General features: G+C 73.1%; 18 protein-coding genes. 4 read left to right on the top strand and 14 right to left on the bottom strand.

Annotated elements, in window-relative coordinates; translation table 11 throughout:
* Nucleotides 1-71 precede the first annotated feature (71 nt).
* Both CLT75_RS01550 and CLT75_RS01545 read left to right on the top strand, forming a co-directional pair.
* A complete protein-coding gene (locus CLT75_RS01550) occupies nt 72-1013 on the top strand; it encodes an ATP-binding cassette domain-containing protein (protein WP_135239131.1) in 942 nt (313 codons plus the stop codon).
* On the top strand, nt 1010-1756 hold the full coding sequence (locus CLT75_RS01545) for an ABC transporter permease (RefSeq protein ID WP_135239130.1): 747 nt from the start codon (nt 1010-1012) through the stop codon (nt 1754-1756). The genes CLT75_RS01550 and CLT75_RS01545 overlap by 4 nt, the downstream gene beginning before the upstream one ends.
* Here CLT75_RS01545 and CLT75_RS01540 read toward each other — a convergent pair.
* Complete coding sequence (locus CLT75_RS01540; RefSeq protein WP_135239129.1) at nt 1740-4877, bottom strand: BTAD domain-containing putative transcriptional regulator; 3138 nt, start codon at nt 4875-4877, stop codon at nt 1740-1742. The genes CLT75_RS01545 and CLT75_RS01540 overlap by 17 nt on opposite strands.
* A 246-nt stretch (nt 4878-5123) precedes the next feature.
* Here CLT75_RS01540 and CLT75_RS01535 point away from each other — a divergent pair, with 246 nt between their 5' ends.
* Nucleotides 5124-6011 carry a hypothetical protein gene (locus CLT75_RS01535; protein ID WP_486485027.1) on the top strand — a complete coding sequence of 296 codons (888 nt, stop codon included), beginning with the start codon at nt 5124-5126 and terminating at the stop codon, nt 6009-6011.
* Nucleotides 6012-6154: 143 nt separating this feature from the next.
* Complete coding sequence (locus CLT75_RS01530) at nt 6155-6790, top strand: helix-turn-helix domain-containing protein (protein WP_486485026.1); 636 nt, start codon at nt 6155-6157, stop codon at nt 6788-6790.
* 73 nt (nt 6791-6863) lie between these two features.
* Here CLT75_RS01530 and CLT75_RS01525 read toward each other — a convergent pair whose 3' ends face one another.
* From CLT75_RS01525 to CLT75_RS01465, 13 genes are read right to left on the bottom strand one after another with little or no spacing between them, the layout of a single operon-like run.
* A complete protein-coding gene (locus CLT75_RS01525) occupies nt 6864-7955 on the bottom strand; it encodes an alpha/beta hydrolase (protein ID WP_486485025.1) in 1092 nt (363 codons plus the stop codon).
* A 5-nt stretch (nt 7956-7960) separates the two neighbouring features.
* Nucleotides 7961-8959 carry an LLM class flavin-dependent oxidoreductase gene (locus CLT75_RS01520; protein ID WP_135239125.1) on the bottom strand — a complete coding sequence of 333 codons (999 nt, stop codon included), beginning with the start codon at nt 8957-8959 and terminating at the stop codon, nt 7961-7963.
* Nucleotides 8956-9285 carry a TIGR04076 family protein gene (locus CLT75_RS01515; RefSeq protein WP_013285158.1) on the bottom strand — a complete coding sequence of 110 codons (330 nt, stop codon included), beginning with the start codon at nt 9283-9285 and terminating at the stop codon, nt 8956-8958. The genes CLT75_RS01520 and CLT75_RS01515 overlap by 4 nt, the downstream gene beginning before the upstream one ends.
* The gene (locus CLT75_RS01510; RefSeq protein ID WP_135239124.1) at nt 9282-10286 is read right to left on the bottom strand and encodes a zinc-binding dehydrogenase; all 1005 of its coding nucleotides are present in this window, start codon (nt 10284-10286) and stop codon (nt 9282-9284) included. Before CLT75_RS01510 ends, CLT75_RS01515 begins: the two co-directional genes overlap by 4 nt.
* Nucleotides 10283-10696 (bottom strand): nuclear transport factor 2 family protein, encoded by a 414-nt coding sequence (locus tag CLT75_RS01505; RefSeq protein WP_135239123.1) that lies wholly within the window; start codon nt 10694-10696, stop codon nt 10283-10285. Before CLT75_RS01505 ends, CLT75_RS01510 begins: the two co-directional genes overlap by 4 nt.
* Entirely contained in the window at nt 10693-11958 is a 1266-nt protein-coding gene (locus CLT75_RS01500) for an amidohydrolase family protein (RefSeq protein WP_135239122.1), read from the bottom strand. Before CLT75_RS01500 ends, CLT75_RS01505 begins: the two co-directional genes overlap by 4 nt.
* Complete coding sequence (locus CLT75_RS01495) at nt 11955-13625, bottom strand: hydantoinase B/oxoprolinase family protein (RefSeq protein ID WP_135239121.1); 1671 nt, start codon at nt 13623-13625, stop codon at nt 11955-11957. The genes CLT75_RS01500 and CLT75_RS01495 overlap by 4 nt, the downstream gene beginning before the upstream one ends.
* On the bottom strand, nt 13618-15306 hold the full coding sequence (locus tag CLT75_RS01490) for a hydantoinase B/oxoprolinase family protein (protein WP_135239120.1): 1689 nt from the start codon (nt 15304-15306) through the stop codon (nt 13618-13620). The genes CLT75_RS01495 and CLT75_RS01490 overlap by 8 nt, the downstream gene beginning before the upstream one ends.
* Nucleotides 15303-17354, bottom strand: coding sequence for a hydantoinase/oxoprolinase family protein (locus CLT75_RS01485; RefSeq protein WP_135239119.1), 2052 nt, complete (start codon nt 17352-17354; stop codon nt 15303-15305). Before CLT75_RS01485 ends, CLT75_RS01490 begins: the two co-directional genes overlap by 4 nt.
* Complete coding sequence (locus CLT75_RS01480; protein WP_135243873.1) at nt 17351-19384, bottom strand: dipeptide ABC transporter ATP-binding protein; 2034 nt, start codon at nt 19382-19384, stop codon at nt 17351-17353. Before CLT75_RS01480 ends, CLT75_RS01485 begins: the two co-directional genes overlap by 4 nt.
* A 2-nt stretch (nt 19385-19386) precedes the next feature.
* Nucleotides 19387-20271 (bottom strand): ABC transporter permease, encoded by an 885-nt coding sequence (locus tag CLT75_RS01475; RefSeq protein ID WP_013285150.1) that lies wholly within the window; start codon nt 20269-20271, stop codon nt 19387-19389.
* Entirely contained in the window at nt 20271-21281 is a 1011-nt protein-coding gene (locus CLT75_RS01470; protein WP_013285149.1) for an ABC transporter permease, read from the bottom strand. The genes CLT75_RS01475 and CLT75_RS01470 overlap by 1 nt, the downstream gene beginning before the upstream one ends.
* 14 nt (nt 21282-21295) lie before the next feature.
* Nucleotides 21296-22951: an ABC transporter substrate-binding protein gene (locus CLT75_RS01465; RefSeq protein ID WP_135239118.1), complete on the bottom strand. Its 1656-nt coding sequence runs from the start codon at nt 22949-22951 to the stop codon at nt 21296-21298.
* Nucleotides 22952-23082: the final 131 nt, after the last annotated feature.

The following is a 23082-nucleotide window of genomic DNA, read 5'->3' as shown; positions in this document are numbered from 1 at the left end:
CCGACAAGCTGTCAGCGGCCGTGTCAGCGCCGTGTCAGGGCGGTGGCGGTACGGCCGCCCATGGTGGTCGCATGACGAGTTCAGCGATAGCGGTCTCCGGGCTGCGCAAGGCGTACAAGGACCGGGTGGTGCTCGACGGCATCGACCTGGACGTCCCCGCCGGGACGATCTTCTCCCTGCTCGGCCCGAACGGGGCCGGCAAGACGACGACGGTCAACATCCTGACCACCCTGATCCGCGCCGACGCCGGGTCGGTGCGGGTCGCCGGGCACGACGTGGCCACCGAGGCCCAGGCGGTCCGCGCGGCGATCGGCGTGACCGGGCAGTTCGCGGCGGTGGACGAACTGCTCACCGGGCGGGAGAACCTGCAACTGATGGTCGACCTCGGTCCGCGCAACCGCGTGACCGGCAAGCGGGTCGTCGCCGAGCTGCTGGAACGGTTCGACCTGGTCGAGGCCGCCGACAAGCTGGTGTCGACGTACTCCGGGGGCATGCGCCGCAAGCTGGACCTGGCGATGACGCTGGTCGGCGAGCCGCGGATCATCTTCCTGGACGAGCCGACGACCGGGCTGGACCCGCGCAGCCGGCGCACCATGTGGTCGATCATCAGGGAACTGGTGGCCGGCGGCGTGACGGTCTTCCTCACCACCCAGTACCTCGACGAGGCCGACCGCCTCGCCGACCGGATCGCGGTGCTCGACCAGGGCCGGCTGGTCGCCCAGGGCACGCCGGAGGAGCTGAAGCGCCGGATCCCCGGCACGCACGTGCGGTTGCGGTTCGGCACCGGCGCCGAACTCGACGCGGCGGCGCTGGTGCTGCCCGAGGCGGTACGCGACGAGGAGGCGCTGGCGCTGCGCGTGCCCACCGACGGCGGAACTACGGCGCTGCGCGCCCTGCTCGACCGGCTCGACGCGCACGCGATCAGCGCCGACGACCTGTCCGTGCAGACCCCCGACCTCGACGACGTCTTCCTGGCCCTGACGGGCCGTACCACGGAGGTGGCCGCCAAATGAGCAGGAACCACTCGGTCGTCATGCTGCGCCGCAACCTGACGCACCTGCGCCGCAACCCGACCTCGGTGTTCAACGCGGTGCTGATGCCGATCATCGTGATGCTGATGTTCGTGTACATGCTCGGCGACGCGTTCTCCGTCGGCGTCGACTACGTCGACTACGCGACGCCGGGCCTGATGCTGCTGGCGGTCTGCTACGGCCTCGGCGGCACCGCGACGTCGGTGAACTCCGACATGACAAAGGGCATCATCAACCGGTTCAAGGTCATGCACGTCTCCCGGGGCGCGGTGCTGACCGGCCACGTCGTCGCCACCGTGCTGACGAACGTCCTCGCGGTCGCGGCCCTGGTCGGGGTGGCGTTCCTGCTCGGCTTCCGCCCGGCCGCCGAGCCCCTGCACTGGCTCGGTGTGGCCGGCGTGGTGGTGCTGCTCAGCGTCGCGGTCAGCTGGTTCACCGTCGCGCTGGGCCTGTTCGCCAAGTCGCCGGAGTCGGCGGGCATGGCCTCCGTGCCGCTGGTCCTGCTGCCGTTCTTCAGCAGCGCGATCGTGCCCGCCGACAAGATGGGGCCGGGCCTGCGGCAGTTCGCCGAGTACCAGCCGTTCACGCCGATCATCGAGACCCTGCGCGGCCTGCTCGAGGGCGCGCCGTCGACCGGCGACGTGATCCCCGCGCTCGCCTGGTGCGCCGGCATCGCGGTGGTCGGCTACCTGTGGGCGCGGTCCACGTTCACGAAGCGAGCGTGACCTCGACCAGCCCCTCCCAGCCGGTCTCCCGGCCCTGTGCGACCGCCTCGGCGAACCCCGCGTCGCCGAGGCGGTCGCGCGCCGCCGCCTCGATCCGGGGCACGTCGGGGTGGGTGCGGTCGGGCTGGCCGCGTACCGCGGTGGCGGCGCCGAGCAGCCGCGCCGCCTGGTCCGGCCGGTCCAGCCGCAACGCCAGGTCCGCGACACCGACGAGCACCTGCGCGGTCAGCGGCGCGTAGCCACCCTCGCGCGCCGCCCGGCACGCCGCCGCCCGATGGGTACGCGACAGCTCGGCGTCGTCGGTCAGGTAGCCCAGCAGATCCTGAATGCCCGCCCGGACACTGGCCAGGTCCGCCTCGTCGCCGAGCAGCGCCGACACCGACCGCAGCTGCGCGTACGCCTCGTCCGCGTCACCGTCGTGGCGGGCCAGGTACGCCCGGACCAGCGCCAGTTCGGCCAGGGCGCCCGGCCAGGCGACCCCGGCGGCGAGCCGGTGCGCCTCGGCCAGCGCGGCGGCGCTCGCCGTCCCGTCGCCGCCCAGCCGGTACAGCCAGGCCAGCCGCGCCCGCATCCGGATCACGTCCTCGACGGCGCCGACCTCGGTGACCGCCGTGACGGCCTGCTCGTAGTAGTCGCAGGCGGCGGCGACGTCACCGCGTACGGCGATCAGCTCGGCCAGCTCGCTGAGCGCGAACGAGATTCCGAAGCGCTCGCCGACCGCCCGGAACTCGGCGAGCGCCTGCCGCAGGCACGCCTCCGCCTGCGCCGCCTCGATGCCGAGGATGACCCGCAGCTTGCCCAGGTGCAGCCGGGCCAGCGCGCGTACCCACGGGTCGTCGTGGTCGAGCAGCGACTCCCAGGCGGGCAGCAGCGCGTCCGGTTCCCGCAGCATCCGCTCCATCGGCACGACGAGGGCCAGCTCCGGGTGACCGCCGCGGCCCTCCCCGCTCAACCGGTACGCCTTGTGGATCCACTCGGCCGCGTGCTGCGCGTCGCCCGGCCCTGAGCTGAGGAACAGCACCACGAGCCCGTACACCACGGCGCGGATGTGGTCGGGCACGTCGCCGGGCGCCTCGGTGGCCGCGGCGATCAGTTCCATGCCCTCGGTGCGGTGGCCGCCGAGCCACCAGTACCAGCCCGCGCCGGCCGCGAGCCGCATCGCCTCGGGTCCTTCACCCGCGGCGAGCGCACCGCGCATCGCGGCGGTGATGTTGTCGTGCTCGGCTTCCAGCCGGGCGAGCCAGGTGAGCTGGTCGGCGCGGCGCAGCCGCGGCTCGGCGGTCTCGGCCAGCGCGGTGAAGTACGCCAGGTGCGCGCGGCGCGCGGTGTCCTCCTCCCCCGCCTCGGCGAGCCGCTGCGCGGCGTACTCCTTGATCGTGCCGAGCATGCGGTAGCGCGGCGCGACGTCGCCGGCGGCGACCAGCAGCGACTTCTCGGTCAGCGCGGTGAGCAGGTCGAGCACGTCGCCCGGCGCGACGGCGCCGCCGGCGCAGACCCGCTCGGCCGCGTCCAGGCTCGCCCCGCCGGAGAACACCGACAGCCGGCGCAGCGCCGCGCGTTCGGCGTCGCTGAGCAGTTCCCAGCTCCAGTCGACCATCGCGCGCAGCGTCCGGTGCCGGGGCAGGGCGGTCCGGCTGCCGCCGGTGAGCAGCCGGAACCGGTCGTCGAGCCGGGTGGCGAGCTGGTCGACGGACATGGCGCGCAGCCGCGCCGCGGCCAGCTCGATCGCCAGCGGCATGCCGTCGAGCGCGCGGCAGATCCGCGCCATCGTCGTCGCGGTACGGGCGTCGGACGCGATGTCCCGGCGTACCGCGACGGCCCGGTCCCGCAGCAGGCGGACGGCGGGCGACGACTCGACCTCGGCGATCGGGGCGTCGCCGCCTGGCAGGCCCAGCGGCGCGACCGGCCACAGCGTCTCCCCGGTGATACCGAGCGGTTCCCGGCTGGTGGCCAGGATCCGCAGCCGCCGGCACTCGCCGAGCAGCCGGTGCGCCAGCGCCGCCGCCGCCTCGACGACGTGTTCGCAGTTGTCCAGGATCAGCAGCATCTCCCGGTCCCGGATCGCCGCGACCAGCCGGTCGACCGGTTCCGCGCTGCCCGCGTCGCCGAGCAGCGCGTCCCGCAGGCCGAGCCCGGAGATCGCCGCCTGCGCCACGTCCCCGTCGGCGCTGACGGCGGCGAACTCCACCAGCCACACGCCGTCCGGCAGGTCGCCGGTCAGCCGGCGCCCGGTCTCGGTGGCCAGCCTAGTCTTGCCGGAGCCGCCCGGGCCGGTGAGCGTGGTGAGCCGGTGCCCGGTCACCAGCGCGCCGACCGCGGCGAGGTCGGCGTCCCGCCCGACGAAGCTGGTCAGCTCGGCGCGCAGGTTGGTCCGGCGGGTGTCCTCCCGGCGTACCGTCTCGCCGCGCAGCAGGGCGACGTGCAGCGCCGACAGCTCCGGGGACGGATCGGCGCCCAGCGCGTCGGCGAGCGCGTCGGCGGTGCGCTGGTAGACCAGCAGCGCCTCGGTGTCCCGGCCGGCCGCGACGAGCGCGCGCATCAGCGACATGGCGAGCCGTTCGCGCACCGGATGGGCGGCCGCCAGGTCGGTCAGCTCCGGGATCAGATCGGCCTCCCGGCCGAGCCCGATCTCCGCGTCGTACCGGTCCTCCGTCGCGGTCAGGCGCAGCCGTTCCAGCCGGGTGGCCGCCGCGTCGAGCGCCGGGCTGTCGGGCAGGCCGACGTCGCGCAGCGCGTCGCCGCGCCACAGGCCCAGCGCCTCGCGCAGCAGCCGTACCCGCTGCGGCCCATCGCCGTCGCGGGCCCGGCGGACGAGACGTTCGAACCGTACGGCGTCGACGGCGTCGGGCTCGACGGCGAGCCGGTAGCCGTCCGGCAGCCCGTCGACGGCGCCCGCCGGCAGCGCCTTGCGCAGCCGGGACACCAGGCGTTGCAGCGCGTTCGCGGCGTCGGCGGGCGGCTGCTCGCCCCAGATCCAGTCGACGAGCGCTGACTTCGGGACCACCCGGCCGGGCTGGAGCGCGAGGGCGGCCAGCAGCCCGCGCAGCCGCGCGCCCGGCACGTCGGCCGGGACACCGGCGTCCGTGGTGACCTGGAACGGCCCGAGCAACCCGATCTGCACCCGCCGATCCTGCCACGCCCGGCGACCCGGCCCGGGTCGCCGCCCCCGGCGGTCAGGTGGCCGGGCGCAGGTGGCGGCGCCACCTGGGTAACACAACCATCTCGTACGGGGCACCTCCGGGACACCGATCCTGATAAATTGCGCGCTCCGCACGGGTTCGACGGGGGAATGCGCATGTCCGACACGGGGGCCGGATCCGATCAGGGAGCGACGGGGAACGGGGAACCGCGGGCAGACACCGCCTGGATGCCGCCGGCCGATCCCGGCCCGCCACCACCGCCCGTCACCGGGCCGGGTCACGAGCCGCCCGGCACGGGTTACGGACCACCCGCGGCGGGTGCGCCGTACGGGCCGGCCGCGCCGGGCACGCCGTTCGGGCCGTACCCGCCGCCCGGCCCGCCGTCGTCGGGCCGCAACCGCGGTCTGGTCGTCGCCGTCGCGGCGCTGAGCGTGTTGCTGCTGGTGGCGTGCTCGGGCCTGATCGGCGGCGCGTTCCTGCTGCGGTCCTCCGAGCGCCAGGCGGCCGAGCCGGAGCCGGTCGCGCCGCCGGTGGCGCCCTGGCGGTCGCCCGGCACGACGCCTGCGCCGGGTGCGACGGCGAGCGCGGAGCCCTCGACGCGCGGGCCGCAGCCGAGCGACTTCCCGGCGGCGCAGATCTCCGACCTCGACGACGTGTGCGACGGGGTCCTCTACTTTCCGCAGTCGCCGAAGCGCACCGGAGCGGCGCCGCACCCGGTGGCGCTGCTCGTCGGCACCGACATGGGCACGGGCCGCCGCCATGACCAGGTCTACTACTACGACGAGGGCCTGTCGAAGCGGGTGGAGCGGACCTGGGCGTCGGAGGACCCGAAGATCGTGCAGATGGTCGCCTGCCTGGATCGCACCAGCACCGGCGCGACGATCCGCAAGTGCCGCTACGACGACCCGAAGCCGGACACGCTGACGCTGCTGAAGGCCACCTACCGCCTGCGGGTGTACGAGGTGGCGACCGGCCGCAGGCTGCTGGACAAGACCATGGGCGGGGACGACCAGCAGTGCCCGTACGTCGTCCTGTACGGACCGGACAAGAAGATCTACGCCGAGGTCAGCCACCGGTCGCTGCTCTCGGCGCTGCGCAACCTCGTGAAGCGGTAGGCGGGCGACGCCGGCCGCGGTCCACCCGGGACGACGTGGGGAAACCGGCCGCCCGGCCCCTCGCGCACCGGCCGGGATGTTCGATACCATCGAACATCCCGGCGGAGGTCCCGCCACCTCGACAGGAGGTCCCCGTGCGGCCCATGAACAGTCAGCCGCCGTCGGAGCAGGCCGGCTCCGGTGGCGCCGCGGACGAGAACACGCCCGCCGGTGTCGTCGGCGGCCGGATCCGGCGCTACCGCAAGGAACGCGGGCTGACCCTGCGCGGCCTCGCCTCCCGCTCCGGGCTGTCCATCGGCTTCCTGTCCCAGGTCGAGCGCGGCATCTCCTCCATCGGCCTGACCGCGCTCGGCAGCGTCGCCAAGGCGCTCGACCGGTCGGTGGCCGACTTCTTCGACGCGGGCACCGCCGCGCCGGACAGCACCGTCTCCTCGCTCCCCCGGCACTTCACGCTGACCAGGGCGGAGACGGCGGCGACGCAGTACGTGTCCGGGCAACAGACCTACCGCATGCTCTCCGACCGGGGGCCGGACCTGGTGCTCGAACCGATGCTGGTGCACATCGCGCCGGGCGGGCGCCGGGAGAACGCGTACGGCCACCGGGGCGAGGAGTTCGCCTACGTCATCTCCGGCGAGCTGCTCTACGAGGTCGAGGGCGTCGAGCACCGGCTGTTCCCGGGCGACAGCGTGCACCTGCGCTCGTCGGTGCCGCATCAGCTCTTCAACGACACCGACGCGGTGACGACTGTGGTCTCGGTGGTCACGCCCCGCCTGTTCTGACAGTGCGCCGGGCACCACGAATCGCCCTCCGTGTTCACGTAGGTGAACCCGGAGGGCGATTCCGCATCCGGCGTCAGCGACCGAGGCGCGCGTCCACGGCGGTCATCGTGTCCTGCCAGATGACCGAGGCCGGGTCGATGACAGCGAAGTGGTCCCCCGCCTGTTCGAGGTGGCGGATCTCGTCCCCGGCGGCTGCCGCAGCGGCGGCGTAGCGCCGGTTGGCGTCGACCAGGTCGAGGCTGTCCTCCGTCCCCTGCACGAGCAGTGTGGACACCCCCGTCGGCAGGCGGAGCATCGGGTCGCTCTCGGCGTACCGGCGCGGTGCCGTCACCGGTGAGCCGCCCAGCGCCGCGGAGACCGCGCCGTCGCCGAGGTAGCGCCGCTCGCCCTCGGTGAGGTCGAGCACCCCGGCCAGCGACACCGCGAGCGCGACACGCGGCCCGCCCGGTCGCGCGGCGAGGTCCGCCGCGGCACGCAACGCGAGCTGCCCGCCGGCCGAGTGTCCCAGCACGACGATCCGGTCCAGGTCGGCCAATCCGTCGCGGGCCGGTTCCCGCAACGCGCGCAGGCCCGCCTCCACGTCCTGCGTGGTGGCGTCCCAGCCGTGCCGGTCCGGGCGCCGGTACTCCAGGTTCCAGGACGCGTACCCGCGCCGGGCCAGGTCGGTGGCGAGCGCGTCCATCAGGTCCGCTCCCCAGATGGACCGCCAGAACCCGCCGTGCAGCAGCACCGCGACCGGCGCCGGCCCGGCGTCCGGGGTGGACGGCAGCCGCAGGTCGCCCCACTGGTCCGGGTCCGGACCGTAGGCGATCCGGGTGGCCGGCGCGCGGCGGCGGTGCACGGCGTGCCGGATCGCCCAGGCCAGGCCCCACAGTCCCCGCCCGGCCAGGTGGACCGCGCCGGGCACCGGCGGCTCGACGGTCAGGTCGTACCAGACCACGCCGGCCGGCTGCGCGCCGATGAGGGCACGGGCCGGTGGCGTCGGGCCGGGCAGCACCACCACCGGCTGGTCGGTCGTGGCGAGCAGCGCGCGGATCTCGTCGGCCGAGGCGGCGGTGACGACATGACCGGCGACGTCGAGTTCGGCACAGGTGGTGGCGGTCAGCGACGCCAGCAGGGCGGGGTCGGCCACCAGGCCGGGGCCGACCACGACGGTGAGCCGCACCTGACTCACCTGCGCAGCAGCGGCAGGACGGCCGAGCCGAGCAGGTCCACGCCGCGCTCGTCGGTGAGGCCGTGCGGCGTGCCGAACTCGACCCGGCGCACGCCCGCGTCGATGAGCGCCTGGGCCTGGGCGGCGACCTGCTCCGGGGTGCCGGAGAAAGCGAACCGGTCGAGCACGTCGTCCGGGATCAGCCGGCCCGCCGCCTCGTCCTCGCCCGCGTCGACCAGGTCACTGACGCGCTTGACCAGGTCGTCGGGCATCTCGACGGTCGGGTCCAGTTCGGCCACCACCGCGAGGTACATGGCGACCTCGGTGCGGGCCTTGGCGCGGGCCGCCTCGCCGTCGGTGTCGACGACCGTGACCGCGCCGAGCACGATGCCGACGTCCGCGACGTCGCGTCCGGCCTTCTCCGCGCCGGCCCGCAGTCGTTCACGGATCACCGGGACCATGTCCGGGTTGGCGCTGCCGCCCACCTTGATCTCGTCGGCGATCCGCCCGGCCAGCGCCGCGCCCTGCGGGCCCCACGCGCCGAGCAGCAGCGGCGGGTCGGGCCGCTGCACGTCGTACCGCAGCGCGGTGCCGGGGGCGAGCGAGAAGACCTTCCCGGTGAAGCCGCTGCGGTCGCCGCGCAGCAGGCGGTAGACGACCTGGACGGCCTCCTCGATGGTGGTCAGCGGCCGCGGCTGCGGCAGGCCGACAGCGCCCAGCCAGGTCCCGCGGGCCAGACCCAGGTAGGCCCGCCCGTGCGAGGCCAGGTCCAGGGCGGCGAGCTGACCGGCGATCTCGTACGGCGCCATCGAGTACGGGTTCAGGCAGGCCGCGCCGAGGCGTACCCGTTCGGTCGCCTGTGCCATCTCCAGCAGCGGGAAGATCGGCGGCTGATACATCAGGTCGCCGAAGACGGTGAGCACGTCGAAGCCGTGCGACTCGGCGGCGCGGGCCAGCCGGGCGTACGCGCCGGCCGGCTTGTCGCTCTGCAGGCCGAGCCCGATCTCGACGGTCATGTCAGGTCCGCCGAATTCATCGTGCGCCGGCAGGTCCGTTCCACCTTCATGACGAGCCGCTCCTCCGGGTCGGGGCAGATGAAGTGGGAGTCCTGCGCCAGCCAGTCGCCCGGCGCCAGGTCACGCTGCTTGGCGGCGAGGAAGGGCAGCACCGAGGCGAGCGCGTACACGCAGAAGTGCTTTCCCTCGGGCAGCCGCAGGTGGGCGCTGTTCGTCAGTTCGAAGTGGTCGCCCACGGCCATGCCGCACACCGACCGGCCCTCGATCCGGTCGACTGTGACCTTTAGGTCGTAGATCTCCATGTCGCCGTCGGCGCTGTCGCTCATGGCCCCTCCCCCTCGTCGATCCGTACGATGATCTTGCCGGTGGTCCGGCGTTCGGCCAGTTCGGTGAGCGCCGCGGGCGCCTCGTCCAGCGACACGACGCGGCTGACCGGCGGCCGGACCGCGCCGGAGGCGCACATGTCGAACAGCTCCTCGTAGGCGGCCTCGACGGCGCCGGCCCGCCGCCACGGGTACTGCGAGCCCCAGGACAGGCCGACGAGCGTCGCGTTCGCCGCCATCAGCCGCAGCGGGTCGACGGGCGGCGGCGCGCCACCGGCTGCGCCCACCGCCACCAGGCGGCCCTCGAACGCCAGGCACTCCCAGGTACGGGCGAACACGTCGCCGCCCACCGGGTCCACCACGACGTCCACGCCCCGCCCGCCGGTGGCCGCCAGCACGGCGGGTACGAAGTCGTCCGCCGTGTAGTCGATCGCCACCTGGGCGCCGTGGTCGCGGCAGATCGCGGTCTTGGCCGGACCGCCGGCGGTGGCCAGGACCCGCGCGCCGCGGGCGACGGCGAGCTGGATCGCGGCGATGCCCACCCCACCGGCGCCCGCGTGCACCAGCACCGTCTGCCCGGCGGTGAGACCGGATCGTTCCAGCGCGAACCACGCGGTCTGGTAGGTGACGGGCAGCGCCGCCGCGGTGACCGGGTCGACGGTGGGCGGTCGCGGCACCACCACTGCGGCGTCCACAGTCACCGTGCTGCCGAGCGCACCGCGCGGCAGCGCCGGGCAGGCGAGCACCTCCTGACCCAGCAGGCGCTCGGCCCCGGCGCCGGCGGCGACGACCCGGCCGGCCGTCTCCACGCCGGGTGTCATCGGCGGGTCCGGCCGCACCGGGTACTCGCCCCGGCAGAGCATGACGTCCAGGAAGTTCAGCCCGACCGTACGGACGGCGAGCTGCACCTCCCCGGGGCCGGGCGGCGGGTCGTCGGGCAGGTCGGCGACCGACAGCACGTCCGCCGGCTCACCGGTCCGCCCGGCGACCAGCCGCCGGATCACGCCGCGCCCACCGGTTCCCGGACCAGCTCGGCGTGGTGGTGCACGATCACCCAGCGGCCGTCGATCCGGCGCACCACGTCGGTGACCCGGGTGATCTCCGGCTCGTCGTCCGGGCCGAGCTGCGAGACCAGCTCGTACCGGGCCACGCCGAAGTCGTCCCACACGTCGATGCGCTTGTCCCGCGGGGCGAGCACGGCCAGGTTGGGCCGCTGCCCCGCGGCGTCGCGCCGGGCGCGGTACTCGTCCAGTTCGGCCCGGGTCCGCAGCGGCCCGGGCAGGTGCGTCTCCCAGGTGGTCACGTCGGGGTCCAGGTGCGTGTCGAACCGCTGCTGGTCCCCGGCGAGGAACGCGTCGTACATGTCGTCGATGCCGGCGGCGATCGCCGCGGCGCCTGAATCCGCGAACGTCATCGCGTCTCCTCCTGGTTCCGATCGTCGCGGGCGATCTGCCCGCCCTTCATCACCCACCGCACGTCCCGGAACGCCGAGGTGTCGGCGAGCGGGTCGGCGTCGGTCGCGATCAGGTCGGCGAGCTTGCCGGCCTCGACCGTGCCGAGGTCGGACTCCGCGCCGAGCCACCGGATCGGCCCGAGCGTTCCCGCGTGGATCGCCCGCGCGGTGCCGATCCGCTCGGACATGTACTCCAGCTCCCGGATCGAGGCGGTGGTGCCCTCGAACTGCCAGAACGGGGGCATGTCGCTGCCGAGCAGCACCTCCACCCCGGCGGCGATGGCCATGTCGAAGCTCTCCAGGTGCCGGGGGCCGGCACCGAGCGACCGGCACTGCATCCACTCCGGCACGCCCAGCTCGTCGAAGAACTCCTTGCAGCGGGTCACCAGCAGCGTCGGCACGAGCGCGGTGCCGCGCTCGGCCATCCGCGCCGCGACCTCCGGGGTGAGCTGGTAGCCGTGCTCCACACAGTCCAGTCCCAGCTCGACCGCCGCGCCGATCACCTCGGCCGGTCCGGCGTGCGCTGTCACCTTGCGGCCCCACGCGTGCGCGGTCTCGATCACCGCCGTCATCTCGTCGGCGAACAACTGGGGCGTGTGGATGCTCTCGTGCTCACCGGCGATGCCGCCCGAGATCATCACCTTGATCAGGTCGGCGCCGGCCTTGATCTGGCTGCGGACGCCGTGGCGGAAGCCCACCGGGCCGTCGCACTCGAGCGTGTCGTTGCTCTCGTGGCCGTGCCCGCCGGTGCACACCAGCGCCCGGCCAGCGGTGTAGATGCGCGGGCCCGGCACGCGCCCGGCGTTGATCGCCCGCCGCAGCGCGAAGTCCGCGTGGTCCTTCTCCGCCACGCAGCGCACCGTGGTCACGCCGGAGTGCAGCGTGCGCCGCGCCCCGTCGGCCATGTAGTGGGCGAGGTCGTACGAACCCATCCCCTTGACGCCGTCGCCCCCGGAGCCGGGCAGCGACAACGAGAAGTGGGTGTGCATGTTGACGAGGCCGGGCGTCACGTACGCGCCGTCGAGGTCCACCTCGGTCAGCCGGCCGGCGGCCCGCGCCTGCTCGGCCACCTCGGCGTACGGCCCGACGGCGGCGATCCGGTCACCCCGGACCCACACCCCGGCACCGGTCACGGGCGCCATGCCGTCCACCACGCGGGCGTCCAGCACTGTGCAGTTGCCGAGCAGCACGCTCGGCTGCTCGGGCGAATAGGCGGCACTCACGCGATCACTCCATAAACGTCTCGGGCGGCCCGGGCCGAGACGTAGCCCTCGGCCACGTCCCGTCGCACCGCCTCTGGATCCCGACTCCTCGGGTCACCGTGCCCGCCGCCACCGGCGGTCAGCAACGTCACCCGGTCCCCCACCGCCACCGCGGTACGCCGTGTGCTCACCCGGTGCTCGCGGTCCGTGCCCGGGAACACCACCACCTGGTTCGGCTCCGGCTGCTCGCCGCCGGCCAGCGCCCACGGCGCGCTCCTCGTCTTCTTGATCACCGTCAGGAACTCACCCGGCGTCACGAACCGGATGTCCCGCCGCAGGCCGCATCCGCCCCGGAACCGGCCGGCGCCACCGGAGTCGGTACGGATCTCCAGGCGCTCGAAGAACATCCCGGTCTTCGACTCCAGCACCTCGACAGGCGTGTTGCGCGCCTGGGTCTGGCACAGGTGGTTCGCCGGTCCGATGCCGTCGTGCCGGGGTGTGCCGCCCCACCCGACCGGGTCGTTGTTGCTGACCGCGAACATGTCGCCGGTGTCCGGGTGCAGGCCGACCATCATGAACCCGGGCACGTCACCGCCGGAGGAGGCCGCGAGCCGGTCCGGCATGCCCTGCGCCAGCGCCTTGAGGATCAGCTCCAGCGCGACGGTGCCGGTCCACTGGGTGAACGTGGCGGCCGGGTACTGCGCGTGGAACAGCGTGCCGGGTTCGGCGCGTACCCGCAGCGGCGCGAAGTGCCCGGCGTTGGTCTGCTCGTGCGGCGTGGTGACGCCCTTGAACGCGACCCGGCAGGTGGCGATGGTGGCGCCCAGCGGCAGGTTCACCGGCCCGGGCACCGCCGGGGACGACCCGGCGAAGTCCACTGTGAACTCGCCGTCGGCGACCGTGACGGTGACCCGCATGAGGATGGGGTCGTCGGTGACGCCGTCGTCGTCGAGCCAGTCCTCGGCGGTCCAGCTGCCCTGGGGCAGCGCGGCCACCGCCTCGCCGGCGCGCTGCGCGGCGGCGTCGATCACCCGGTCGATCACCGCGTCGACCACCGCGGGGCCGTAGTCGCGGTACAGCTCGGTCACCCGCCGCTCGCCGGTACGCAGCGCGGCGATCTGCGCGTTGAGGTCGCCGATGACGAGCTCCGGCATCCGCGAGTTGAACCGGATCAGCTCGTGGATCTCGCGCACCGGCTCACCGCGGTCGTACACCTTCGTGCCGGGGAAGATGATCCCCTCCTGGTGCATGTCCGTGGAGTCGAGCACGTAACCGGGATCCTTGGCGCCCAGGTCCATCCAGTGCGCCCGGATGCACAGGAACCCGATCAGCTCCTCGCTGTCCGGCAGCACGACCGGCGCGAACATCGTCGCGTCGTACGTGTGCGCCGCGTTCCAGTACGGGTAGTTCAGCAGCACCACGTCGCCGCGGTGCAGGTTCTCCACGCCGACGTACTCGACGCCCTTGCGCAGCGAGTAGTCGTTGGCGCCGAGGAAGCGGGACAACCCCGTGGACTCCGCGACCAGCCGCAGCCGCCGGTCGTAGACGGAGATGCCGAAGTCGTACACCTCGTAGATCACCGGATTGAACGCGGTGCGCACCAGCGCGGCCCGCATCTCCTCGGCGGCCGAGACGAGGTGGCTGCGGACGACCTCGACGGTTGCCCCGTCGACCGTCGGCTCACCCATCGACGTCCACTCCGTAGACGTCCCGGGCCGCCTCCCGGGAGACGTAGCCCTCGGCCACGTCCCGCCGGACCGCCTCGGGGTCGCGGCCGCGCGGGTCGCCGTGCCCGCCGCCACCGGCGGTCAGCAGCGTGACCCGGTCGCCCGCCGCCACCACGGTGCGCTTCGTGCTCACCCGGTGCTCGCGGTCGGTGCCCGGGAACACCACGATCTGGTTCGGCTCCGGCTGCTCGCCGCCGTCGAGCGCCCACGGCGCGCTCTTGGTCTTCTTGATCACGGTGAGGAACTCGCCCGGGGTCAGGAACCGGATGTCCCGCCGCAGGCCGCAGCCACCCCGGAACCGGCCCGCGCCACCGGAGTCCGCGCGGATCTCCCAGCGCTCGAAGAACATCCCGGTCTTGGCCTCCATGACCTCGATCGGGGTGCCCCGGCCGGTGCTGCCGGAGACGTGCGTGGCGGCGTCCATGCCGTCGTGCTGTGCGGTGCCGCCCCAGCCCACCAGGTCGTTGTTGCTGACCGCGAACATCTTCCCGGTGTCCGGGTGCAGGCCGACCATCATGAAGCCGGGCACGTCGCCGCCGGAGGAGGCGGGCAGCCGGTCCGGCATGCCCTGGGCCAGCGCCTTGAGGATCAGCTCCACCGCCACGATGCCGGTCCAGAGCGTGAACGTGGGCTGCGGGTAGACGGCGTGGAACAGGCTGCCCGGCTCGGCCCGCACCTCCAGCGGTGCCACGGTGCCGGCGTTCGACGGCTCGTCCCGCGACGTCAGCGACTTCAGCACGACCTTGCAGATCGCCTCCGTCGCCCCGAACGGCATGTTGATCGGGCCGCGGGTGGCGGGCGCCGAGCCGGCGAAGTCGACGACGAAGCGCCCGTCGGCGATGGTCACCGTGACGCGCATCTTCACCGGGTCGTCGGTGATGCCGTCGTCGTCCACCCAGTCCTCGGCGGTCCAGGTGCCCTGCGGCAGCGTCGCCAGCGCCGCGCGGGCGCGGGCCTCACCGTCGGCGATGATGCGGTCGATCGCCTGGTCGACGGTGTCCCGGCCGAACTTCTCGATGATCTCCAGCATCCGGCGCTCGCCCGTGCGCAGCGCGGCGATCTGCGCGTGCAGGTCACCGAGCACCGCGTCGGGCATCCGCGAGTTGAAGCGGATCAGCTCGTGGATCTCGCGCACCGGCTCGCCCCGGGACACGACCTTGGCGCCCGGGAAGATCAGCCCTTCCTGGTGCATGTCGGTCGAGTCCAGCACGTAGCCCGGGTCCTTGGCGCCCAGGTCCATCCAGTGCGCGCGGACGCAGAGGAAACCGACCAGGTCGCCGTCCGCCTCCGGGTCGGCCTCGTCCGGCCGGAACACCGGCGCGAACAGCGTCGCGTCGTACGCGTGCGCCGCGTTCCAGTACGGGTAGTTGAGCAGCACCACGTCGCCGCGGTGCAGGTTCTCCCGGCCCACGTACTCCACGCCCTTGCGCAGCGAGAAGTCGTTCGCGCCGAGGAAGAACGTCAGGCCGGTGGCCTCGGCGACCAGCCGCAGGTCGGCGTCGTACATCGACAGGCCGAAGTCGTGCACCTCGTAGATGACCGGGTTGAAGGAGGTACGGATGAGGGTGGCCCGCATCTCCTCCGCGGCCGACAGCAGATAGCTGCGGACGACCTCGACCTGGGCTCCGTCCAGCGTGGTCATGCGGCTTCCTCCAGGGTGACGAGCAGGTATCCGTGGTCGTCGACGGTGACCCGCTGGCCGCTGGGCACCACTGTGGTGGAGGTGCCCTCGTCGATCAGCGCCGGTCCGTCGAAGGTGTCGCCCGGCTCCAGGCGGGCCCGGTCGTAGACCGCGAACGGCACCACCGCCTGCTGCCCGAAGTCGTAGGCGTCGCGGTGGGTCAGCAGCGCCTGCGCCGGGTCGCCGTCACCGCGCGCCAGCGTCTCCAGCTCGGGCCGGTCGGTGCGCCCGATGCCGCGCACCCGCAGGTTGAGAATCTGCAGCGGGTTGCCCATGGTGTGGCCGTACCGGGTGCGGTGCGTCTCGTCGAACGCGGCCCGGATCGCGTCGCGGTCCAGCTCACGCCCGACGGTGACCATCAGGCTGTGCTCCTGGCCCAGGTAGCGCAGCTCGAACTGCCGCTCCAGCACCGCCTCGCCGGCCGGCACGCCCTGCGCCACCAGCGACGCGACCGCCTCGGCCTCGACCGCCTTGAACAGCTGCTCCAGCTCCGACAGGTCGGCGTCGTCGAGCGTGGCCATCACGGTACGGCTGAAGTCGTTGACGATGTCGGCCGAGAGCATGCCCCAGGCGGAGAAGCCGGACGGCGCGAACGGCACGACCACCTCGCCGATGCCCATCTCCCGGGCCAGCAGCGGCGCCAGCAGCGGGCCGGCCCCGCCGAACGCGAGCAGCGTGAACTGCCGGGGGTCGTGCCCCCGCTCGACGGTGATCTGCCGGACCGCGCCGACGGTGCGGGCCAGCAGCACGTCGAAGACGCCCGCCGCCGCGTTCTCCACGCTCAGGCCGAGCGGATCGGCCAGCTGCTCCTGGATCGCGGCGCGTGCCTCGGCGTCGCGCAGCCCCATGGTGCCGGCGAGGAACCGCTCCGGGTCCATGTAGCCGAGCACCACCGCGGCGTCGGTGACCGTCGGCCTGGTGCCGCCCCGGCCGTAGCAGACCGGGCCGGGGTCGGCGCCGGCGCTCTGCGGGCCGACCTTGAGCAGGCCGTGGTCCAGCCAGGCGATCGAGCCGCCGCCGGCGCCGATGGTCCGGATGTCGTACGTCGGGATGAGCAGCGGGAAGTGCTCCAGCTGGGCCTCGTACGCGGCGACCGGGTTGCCGCGTTCGATCACGCAGGCGTCCAGCGACGTGCCGCCGATGTCGAACGTGAGCACGTTGTCCCGGCCCAGCTCGGAGGCGACGTACGCGGCGCCGACGATGCCGCCGGCCGGGCCGGACAGCACGGTGTGCGTGGGTGCGGTCTTGGCGACCGCGCTGGTCATCGAGCCACCACCGGACCGCATGATCAGGAAGCGTCCGGCGAAGCCGCGCTCGGCCAGGCCGGCCTCCAGCTCGTCCACGTACCGCTCGAAGATCGGCCGGATGTACGCCTCCAACACTGTGGTGCTGGTGCGCTCGTACTCCCGGTACTCGCGCACGATGTCTGTCGACAGCGACAGGCTGACCTCGGGGAACTCCTCGTGGATGAGGCGCGCGGCCTCCCGCTCGTGGCTCGGGTCGAGGAACGAGTGCAGGAAGCAGATGGCGATCGAGGTGACCTGCTGGTCCACCACGAGCGTGCGGGCGGCCTCCCGGACGCTGTCCGGGTCCAGCGGCTCCACCACGCGGCCCCGGTAGTCGAGCCGGCCCCGCACACCGGCGGTGAAGCGGCGCTGCACCAGGCTCTCCGGCCGCTGGTACTGGAAGTCGTACATGTGGTCGGACGGCACGTTGCCGCGGCCGATCAGGAAGATGTCCCGGAAGCCCTCGTTCGTGATGATGCCGGTACGGCCACCACGACGTTCCAGCACCGCGTTGAGGCCGAGGGTGGTGCCGTGGATGAACAGTTCCACCTCGGACAGGTCGGTGCCGAGCGCGGTGATCGCGTTGAGGACACCGTCCGCGGGCCGGGCCGGGGTCGTGGCCGCCTTGCGGAAACGGACCCGGTTGGTGCGAGTGTCCAGTTCCATGGCGTCCACGAAGGTCCCGCCGATGTCGACGGCGAGCCGGATGGGGCGACGGGTCATGGCGTGACAGCCTGCCTTCCGATGAGGGCGGGAAGCTCGGGAACGCGCCAGCAGGCGGCCCGGCTCTCGCCGTACGACTGAAGCTCCTGCTGCTCCGCTCGGCACCGGTCGGTGACGAACGGGCACCGGGCGGCCAGTGGGCACCCGGTCGCGGCGTCGGCTTCCTCCAGGTCCTTGACCAGCTCGACGGCCTCGCCGTCGGACCCGGTCGTCCCGCCGAGGCGGGGGGCGCTGCCCAGCAGCGCCCGGGTGTACGGGTGCCGGGGCGTGTCGAAGACGACGTCCACCGGTCCCTCCTCGACGACCCGGCCGAGGTAGAGCACCACGACGCGGTCGGCGAACCCGCGCACCGTGGCCAGGTCGTGGGAGATGAACACCGAGGCGCGGTCCGCGTCGGCGGCCACGTCGGCGATCACGTCGAGGATCTGCGCCTGGACGGTGACGTCCAGCGCCGAGGTCGGTTCGTCGAAGACGATCAGGTCCGGCTCGCCGACCAGCGCGCGGGCGATGCCGATGCGTTGCGCCTGGCCGCCGGACAGCTCGTGCGGGTAGCGCTGGAGGATCGACCGGTCCAGCTCCATCCGGTCCAGCACGGCGGTGACGCGCTCCTGCCGCTGCGCCGGGGACAGGCCCGCGGCGCGCAGCGGCTCGGCGATGGAGTCGCCGACGGGACGGCGCGGGCTGAGCGAGCCGATCGGGTCCTGGAACACGAGCTGCGCCCGGGTCCGGGCCCGGCGCAGCGCCCGGCCTCGCGGCCGGGGGCGGCCCGGCTGCTTGACCAGCGTCTGCCCGGCGACCGTGACGGTGCCGGACGTGGGCGCGACCAGGCCCATCACGAGCTTCGCGAGGGTGCTCTTGCCGCAGCCGCTCTCGCCCACCACGCCGAGCGTCTCGCCCGGCCCGAGCCGCAGCGTGACGCCGCGCAGCGCGTGGTGCCCGCCGGAACCGAACCGGCTGCGGTAGACGACGTGCGCGTCCTCGATCTCCAGCACCGCGGGCTTCGGGTCCGGGCCGGCCGCGACCGCGCCGGACACGGCCGGCGTGTGCGACGCCCGCGGCACGTCGGCGTCCAGCGGCCGGGTCTGCGGGTGGAAGCAGGCGAGCGACCACTCGCGGCCGCCGGGCACCGGCACGGTGGCCGGGCGCCGGGACGAGCAGGTGCCGTCGGCGTGCGCGCACCGGGCGACGAACGGGCAGTTGTGCGGCGCCTGCGCCAGCAGCGGCATGGCGCCGGGGGTGGCGACGACCGGCCGGCCGCCGACGTCCGGCACCGAACGCAGCAGCGCCCGGGTGTACGGGTGCGCGGGCTCCCGCAGCACCTGCGCGGCCGGTCCGCTCTCCACCACGGTGCCGGCGTAGAGCACCACCACCCGGTCGCAGACCTCCGCGATGGACGCCAGGTCGTGCGAGATCAGCAGGACACCCCGGCCGTCGGTGTCGGCGGCGTGCCGGAACTGGCGCAGGATCTCCCGGGTCAGCGTCACGTCGAGGCCGGTTGTCGGCTCGTCGGCGATCAGCAGCTCCGGCGCGCAGCCGGTGGCCAGCGAGATCATCACGCGCTGGGCCATGCCGCCGGACAGCTCGTGGGCGTACGCGTCGAGCCGCCGCTGCGGGCTGCGGATGCCGACCGCCTCGAACAGTTCGCGCGCCGCCTCCCGGGCCCGCTCGCCGGACATCTCCTGGTGGGTGGTGAGCCGGTCGACGAGCTGCTTGCCGATGGTGCGGGTGGGGCTGAGCGCGCCGCGCGGGTTCTGGAAGCAGATCGCCACCCCGCGCCCGCGGTGGGCGGCGAGCGCGGCGTCGTCCATGCGCAGCACGTCCGAGTCGCCGAACAGCACCCGGCCGGTGGCGTGCGAGCCGCCGGGCAGCAGCCCGACGATGGCGCGGGCCACCATGCTCTTGCCGCCGCCGCTCTCGCCGACCAGGCCGACGACCTCGCCGGGCCGGACGGCGAAGCTGACGCCGCTGAGTGCGGCGACCTGCCGGCCGGGCCGGCGGATCGTCACGGAGAGGTTCTCGATCGACAGCATGGTCACCGCCGCTTCGCGTTCGCGCGGTCCTGCAGGCCTTCGCCGAGCAGGCTGAACCCCAGGACGCAGACGAACAGGGCCAGGCCGGGCGGGACCGAGGTCCACCACCGGCCGCCGACCACGTCCGCGGCACCCAGGCTGATCATGGCGCCCCACTCCGCCTCGGGGATGCTCACGCCCAGGCCGAGGAAGGAGAGCCCGGCCAGGGTGAGCATGGCCCAGCCGCAGTTCAGCGGCGCGATCACCCGGACCGGGGTGAGGCTGTTGGGGAGCAGGTGCCGCCAGAGCACGCCGACCGGCGACGCCCCGGAGGTGATGGCGGCGTCCACGAACGGCAGTTCCCGCAGCGACCGCACCTCGGCGCGGACCAGCCGGGCGTACGCCGGCGCGTTCACCGCCGCGATCGTGATGATCAGGTTGATCGTGCCGTTGCCGAGCAGCGCGGCCACCGCGAGCGCCAGGATGAACGTGGGGAACGACTGGAAGATGTCGACCACCCGCATCAGCACGTCGTCGAGCCAGCCGCCGAAGTAGCCGGCGACCAGGCCGAGCAGCGTGCCGACGACCACCGCGAGCGCGACGGCGGCCAGCGCGATGCCCAGGTCGAGCCGGGCGGCGTAGAGCACCCGGCTCCAGATGTCCATGCCGTTGCCGTCGGTGCCGAGCAGGTGGCTGCCGCCCGGCGCGACGAGCGTGTTCGCCGCGTCGATCTCGGTCTCGCCCCACTGGCTCAGCAGCGGCGCGAACACCGCCAGCAGCGCGACCACCGACAGGATGCTCGCCCCGGCGATGATCATGCGGCGGGCGAAACGGCTGTCCCGGTCGCCGCCGGGCACGACCACCGGCGCGGCGGCGGGACCGTCGGGGACGGTTCGCAGCTCGGCCATCAGAGCCTCACTCTCGGGTCGAGGATCGCGTGGACCACGTCGGCGATGAGGAAGACCAGCACGTAGCACAGCGCGATGACCAGCACCGACGCCTGCACCACCGGGTAGTCCCGGTAGAGCAGGCCGCGCAGGGCCCACTGGCCGAAGCCCTGCCACGAGTACACGTACTCAACGAGCACGGTGGAGCCGATCGCCGTACCGAAGACCAGCGCGGCCAGCGACGGCAGCCGGACCAGCGTCGCCCGCAGCAGGTAGCCGTAGTGCAGCGTGCGGTCGCGCAGCCCGTGCGCCTTCGCCGCGGCGTACGACTCCGAGTGCAGCACCTCCAGCGCGGAGGCCCGGACGCTGCGCAGCAGCGGGGCGACCACGCCGACCACGAGGGTCAGCACCGGCAGCACCAGGTACGCCGCGGCCGAGGCGATCGCCGGCCCGTTGGCGGTGAGGACGGCGTCGACGAGGTCGGCGCCGGTGAGCGGGGTCAGGCCGGTGTCCGGGTCGACCCGGCCGTTGGGCGCCGGGAACCAGCCGAGGATGCTGTAGCCGACGAGCACCAGCACCAGGCCGAGCCAGAACTCCGGTACGGAGTTGCCGACCAGCGCGAAGATCCGGACGCTGTGGTCGCCGGCCCGGTTGGCCCGCTTGGCCGACCAGATGCCCAGCACCGTCGCCACCACGAGCGCGATGCTCACCGAGATGACGACGAGTTCCAGGGTCGGACCCACCCGCAGCGCCATCTCCGAGCCCACGGAGCTGCCGCTCTGGATCGACGTCCCGAAGTCACCGGTGAGCAGCCCGCCGAGGTAGTCGAGGAACTGCTGCCACAGGGACTGGTCGAGCCCGAAGCGGGCCCGGGCGGCGGCGGCGTCCTCCTCGGTGGCGTTCTGCCCGAGGATGCTGCGGACCGGGTCGCCCGGCAGCACTCGGACCAGGAGGAAGGCCAGGACGACCACTCCGAGCAGAACGGGGATCAGCTGGAGTAGTCGCCTGACGACGAACCGGAAGATACGCATGGGTGGGTGACGTCCTAGGCCGACGCGCTCAGGTAGCGCAGGCGGGCGAGGCCGTCCATCGGCTGCACCCAGCCGGCGACGGACTCCCGGACGGGCAGGTTGAAGTTGGGCTGGCAGATGACCACCCACGGCACGTCGGCGGCGAGGATCTCCTGGACCCGCTTCCACAGCGCGTTGCGGGCGCCCGTGTCGACAGTGGTGTGCGACTTCTCGTAGATCTGCTCGATCTCGGGGTTGCTGTAGTTCGAGTAGTTGAGGTTGGCGCCCTTGACGAAGCTGGTCGCCAGCATGTACTCGACGTCGTCCACCCAGAGCTGCCCGGAGGTGATCTGGAGCGGGATGTTCTTCTTGGTCCGCCGCTCGCCGAGGGTGGCCGGGTCCAGCGGGGTCAGCTTGAGCCGGATGCCGGCCTTCGCCGCCTCGCTCTGCACCTGGACGGCGATCTTCTGCTGCTCCTCGTTGTCGGCCTCGAAGACCAGCTCGGAGTCGAGCGACGCCCGGCCGGCGGCGGCCATCGCGGCCTTCGCCTTCTCCAGGTCGTAGGTGAACGGGTAGCCGCTCTCGTCGTACCCGGGCATGTCCAGCGGGACCGGGCTCTTGGCCGCGCGGGCGTCGCCGCCGTACACGTTGTTGATGATCTGCTCGTAGGGCACCGCGTAGGCGAGCGCCTTACGCACGTTCACGTCGTTGAACGGCGCCGCGGTGACCGACATCTGGATGGCGACCTGGCGGTTGCTGGCCGCCGAGATGACCTTGATGCCCGGGGCCTTCTTGAGGTCCTGGATGTCGCGCTGGCTGATGCCCAGGGCGATGTCGATGTCACCGGCCTGGAGCTGGAGCCGCTGGTTGGAGGCGGCCGGCACGACCGAGATCCGGATGGTCGGCGTCTTGGCCGGGTCCGGGCCCGGGTAGCCGGTGTTGGCGCTGAGCTCGATCTCCTGGCCCTGGGTGGCCTTGGCGACGTTGAAGTAGCCGCCGGTGGGCGGGTTCTTCGCGAACCAGTCCTTGGCCCAGGGGTCGCTGGCGCTGGCGTGCTTCTTGGCCTCGACGGAGTCGAAGACGTACAGCGAGATCGCCTGGATCTGCCGGGTGAGCGCGCTGGGGAACGCCTGGTGGAACTCCACCGTGTAGTCGTCGACCACCTTGACCTGGTCGGCGCTGGTGAGGCCGATGGTGCGGTAGACGCCGGCGACGTTGGCCTGGGCGGCGAACGCGCGGTCCTTCGACCACTTGACGTCGGCGGCCTTCATCTCGTTGCCGCTGGCGAACTTCACGCCGCGGCGCAGCTTGAGCGTCCACACCTTCTGCTCGGCGTCCGGCTCGAACGACTCGGCGAACGTCGGGGTGATGTTCTGGGTGTCGAGGATCTGGCTGCCGCCGGCGTTGGTGACCCCGTAGTCGATCAGGTACGGGAAGACGTTCTTGTAGAGCATCAGCGCGGTGAGATCGAAGCCGACGAAGTCCTGGTCCCAGCTCGACAGGTAGCTGGAGACCGCGATGCGCAGCGTCTTGGCGGCGGCACCGCCGGACTTGCCGTCCGTGGACTTGTTACCGCTGTCCGCGGCGCAGGCGCCGGTGGCGAACAGGAGCGCGACGCTGCCACCCAACTGCAGGACGCCGCGGCGGGAGAGCGCGGGCGAGGAGGCGCCCGGACGGGGTGAACGAGCCATGAGAAGTCCTCCTAGAAGCACGAGGCAGATGGCCCGAGCAGCGGACCTACCAGGAGTTCTACCGGATTTAGCACCAGTGAACAATAGGGTGAACGGTGTTCAGTGAACACGGCTGCGCAACGAAACGAAAG

The organism is Micromonospora sp. CNZ285, from assembly GCF_004637285.1.
Note: the sequence above shows the minus strand (reverse complement) of the source record. Positions and strands in the feature narration are given on the sequence as shown.

What these genes read in the sequence shown, in the direction of transcription:
- CLT75_RS01550 (WP_135239131.1), top strand. Translation starts at nt 72, where the DNA reads ATGACGAGTTCAGCGATAGCGGTCTCCGGGCTGCGCAAGGCGTACAAG.
- CLT75_RS01545 (WP_135239130.1), top strand. Translation starts at nt 1,010, where the DNA reads ATGAGCAGGAACCACTCGGTCGTCATGCTGCGCCGCAACCTGACGCAC.
- CLT75_RS01535 (WP_486485027.1), top strand. Translation starts at nt 5,124, where the DNA reads ATGCCGCCGGCCGATCCCGGCCCGCCACCACCGCCCGTCACCGGGCCG.
- CLT75_RS01530 (WP_486485026.1), top strand. Translation starts at nt 6,155, where the DNA reads ATGAACAGTCAGCCGCCGTCGGAGCAGGCCGGCTCCGGTGGCGCCGCG.
- CLT75_RS01520 (WP_135239125.1), bottom strand. Translation starts at nt 8,959, where the DNA reads ATGACCGTCGAGATCGGGCTCGGCCTGCAGAGCGACAAGCCGGCCGGC.
- CLT75_RS01515 (WP_013285158.1), bottom strand. Translation starts at nt 9,285, where the DNA reads ATGAGCGACAGCGCCGACGGCGACATGGAGATCTACGACCTAAAGGTC.
- CLT75_RS01505 (WP_135239123.1), bottom strand. Translation starts at nt 10,696, where the DNA reads ATGACGTTCGCGGATTCAGGCGCCGCGGCGATCGCCGCCGGCATCGAC.
- CLT75_RS01495 (WP_135239121.1), bottom strand. Translation starts at nt 13,625, where the DNA reads ATGGGTGAGCCGACGGTCGACGGGGCAACCGTCGAGGTCGTCCGCAGC.
- CLT75_RS01490 (WP_135239120.1), bottom strand. Translation starts at nt 15,306, where the DNA reads ATGACCACGCTGGACGGAGCCCAGGTCGAGGTCGTCCGCAGCTATCTG.
- CLT75_RS01485 (WP_135239119.1), bottom strand. Translation starts at nt 17,354, where the DNA reads ATGACCCGTCGCCCCATCCGGCTCGCCGTCGACATCGGCGGGACCTTC.
- CLT75_RS01480 (WP_135243873.1), bottom strand. Translation starts at nt 19,384, where the DNA reads ATGCTGTCGATCGAGAACCTCTCCGTGACGATCCGCCGGCCCGGCCGG.
- CLT75_RS01475 (WP_013285150.1), bottom strand. Translation starts at nt 20,271, where the DNA reads ATGGCCGAGCTGCGAACCGTCCCCGACGGTCCCGCCGCCGCGCCGGTG.
- CLT75_RS01470 (WP_013285149.1), bottom strand. Translation starts at nt 21,281, where the DNA reads ATGCGTATCTTCCGGTTCGTCGTCAGGCGACTACTCCAGCTGATCCCC.
- CLT75_RS01465 (WP_135239118.1), bottom strand. Translation starts at nt 22,951, where the DNA reads ATGGCTCGTTCACCCCGTCCGGGCGCCTCCTCGCCCGCGCTCTCCCGC.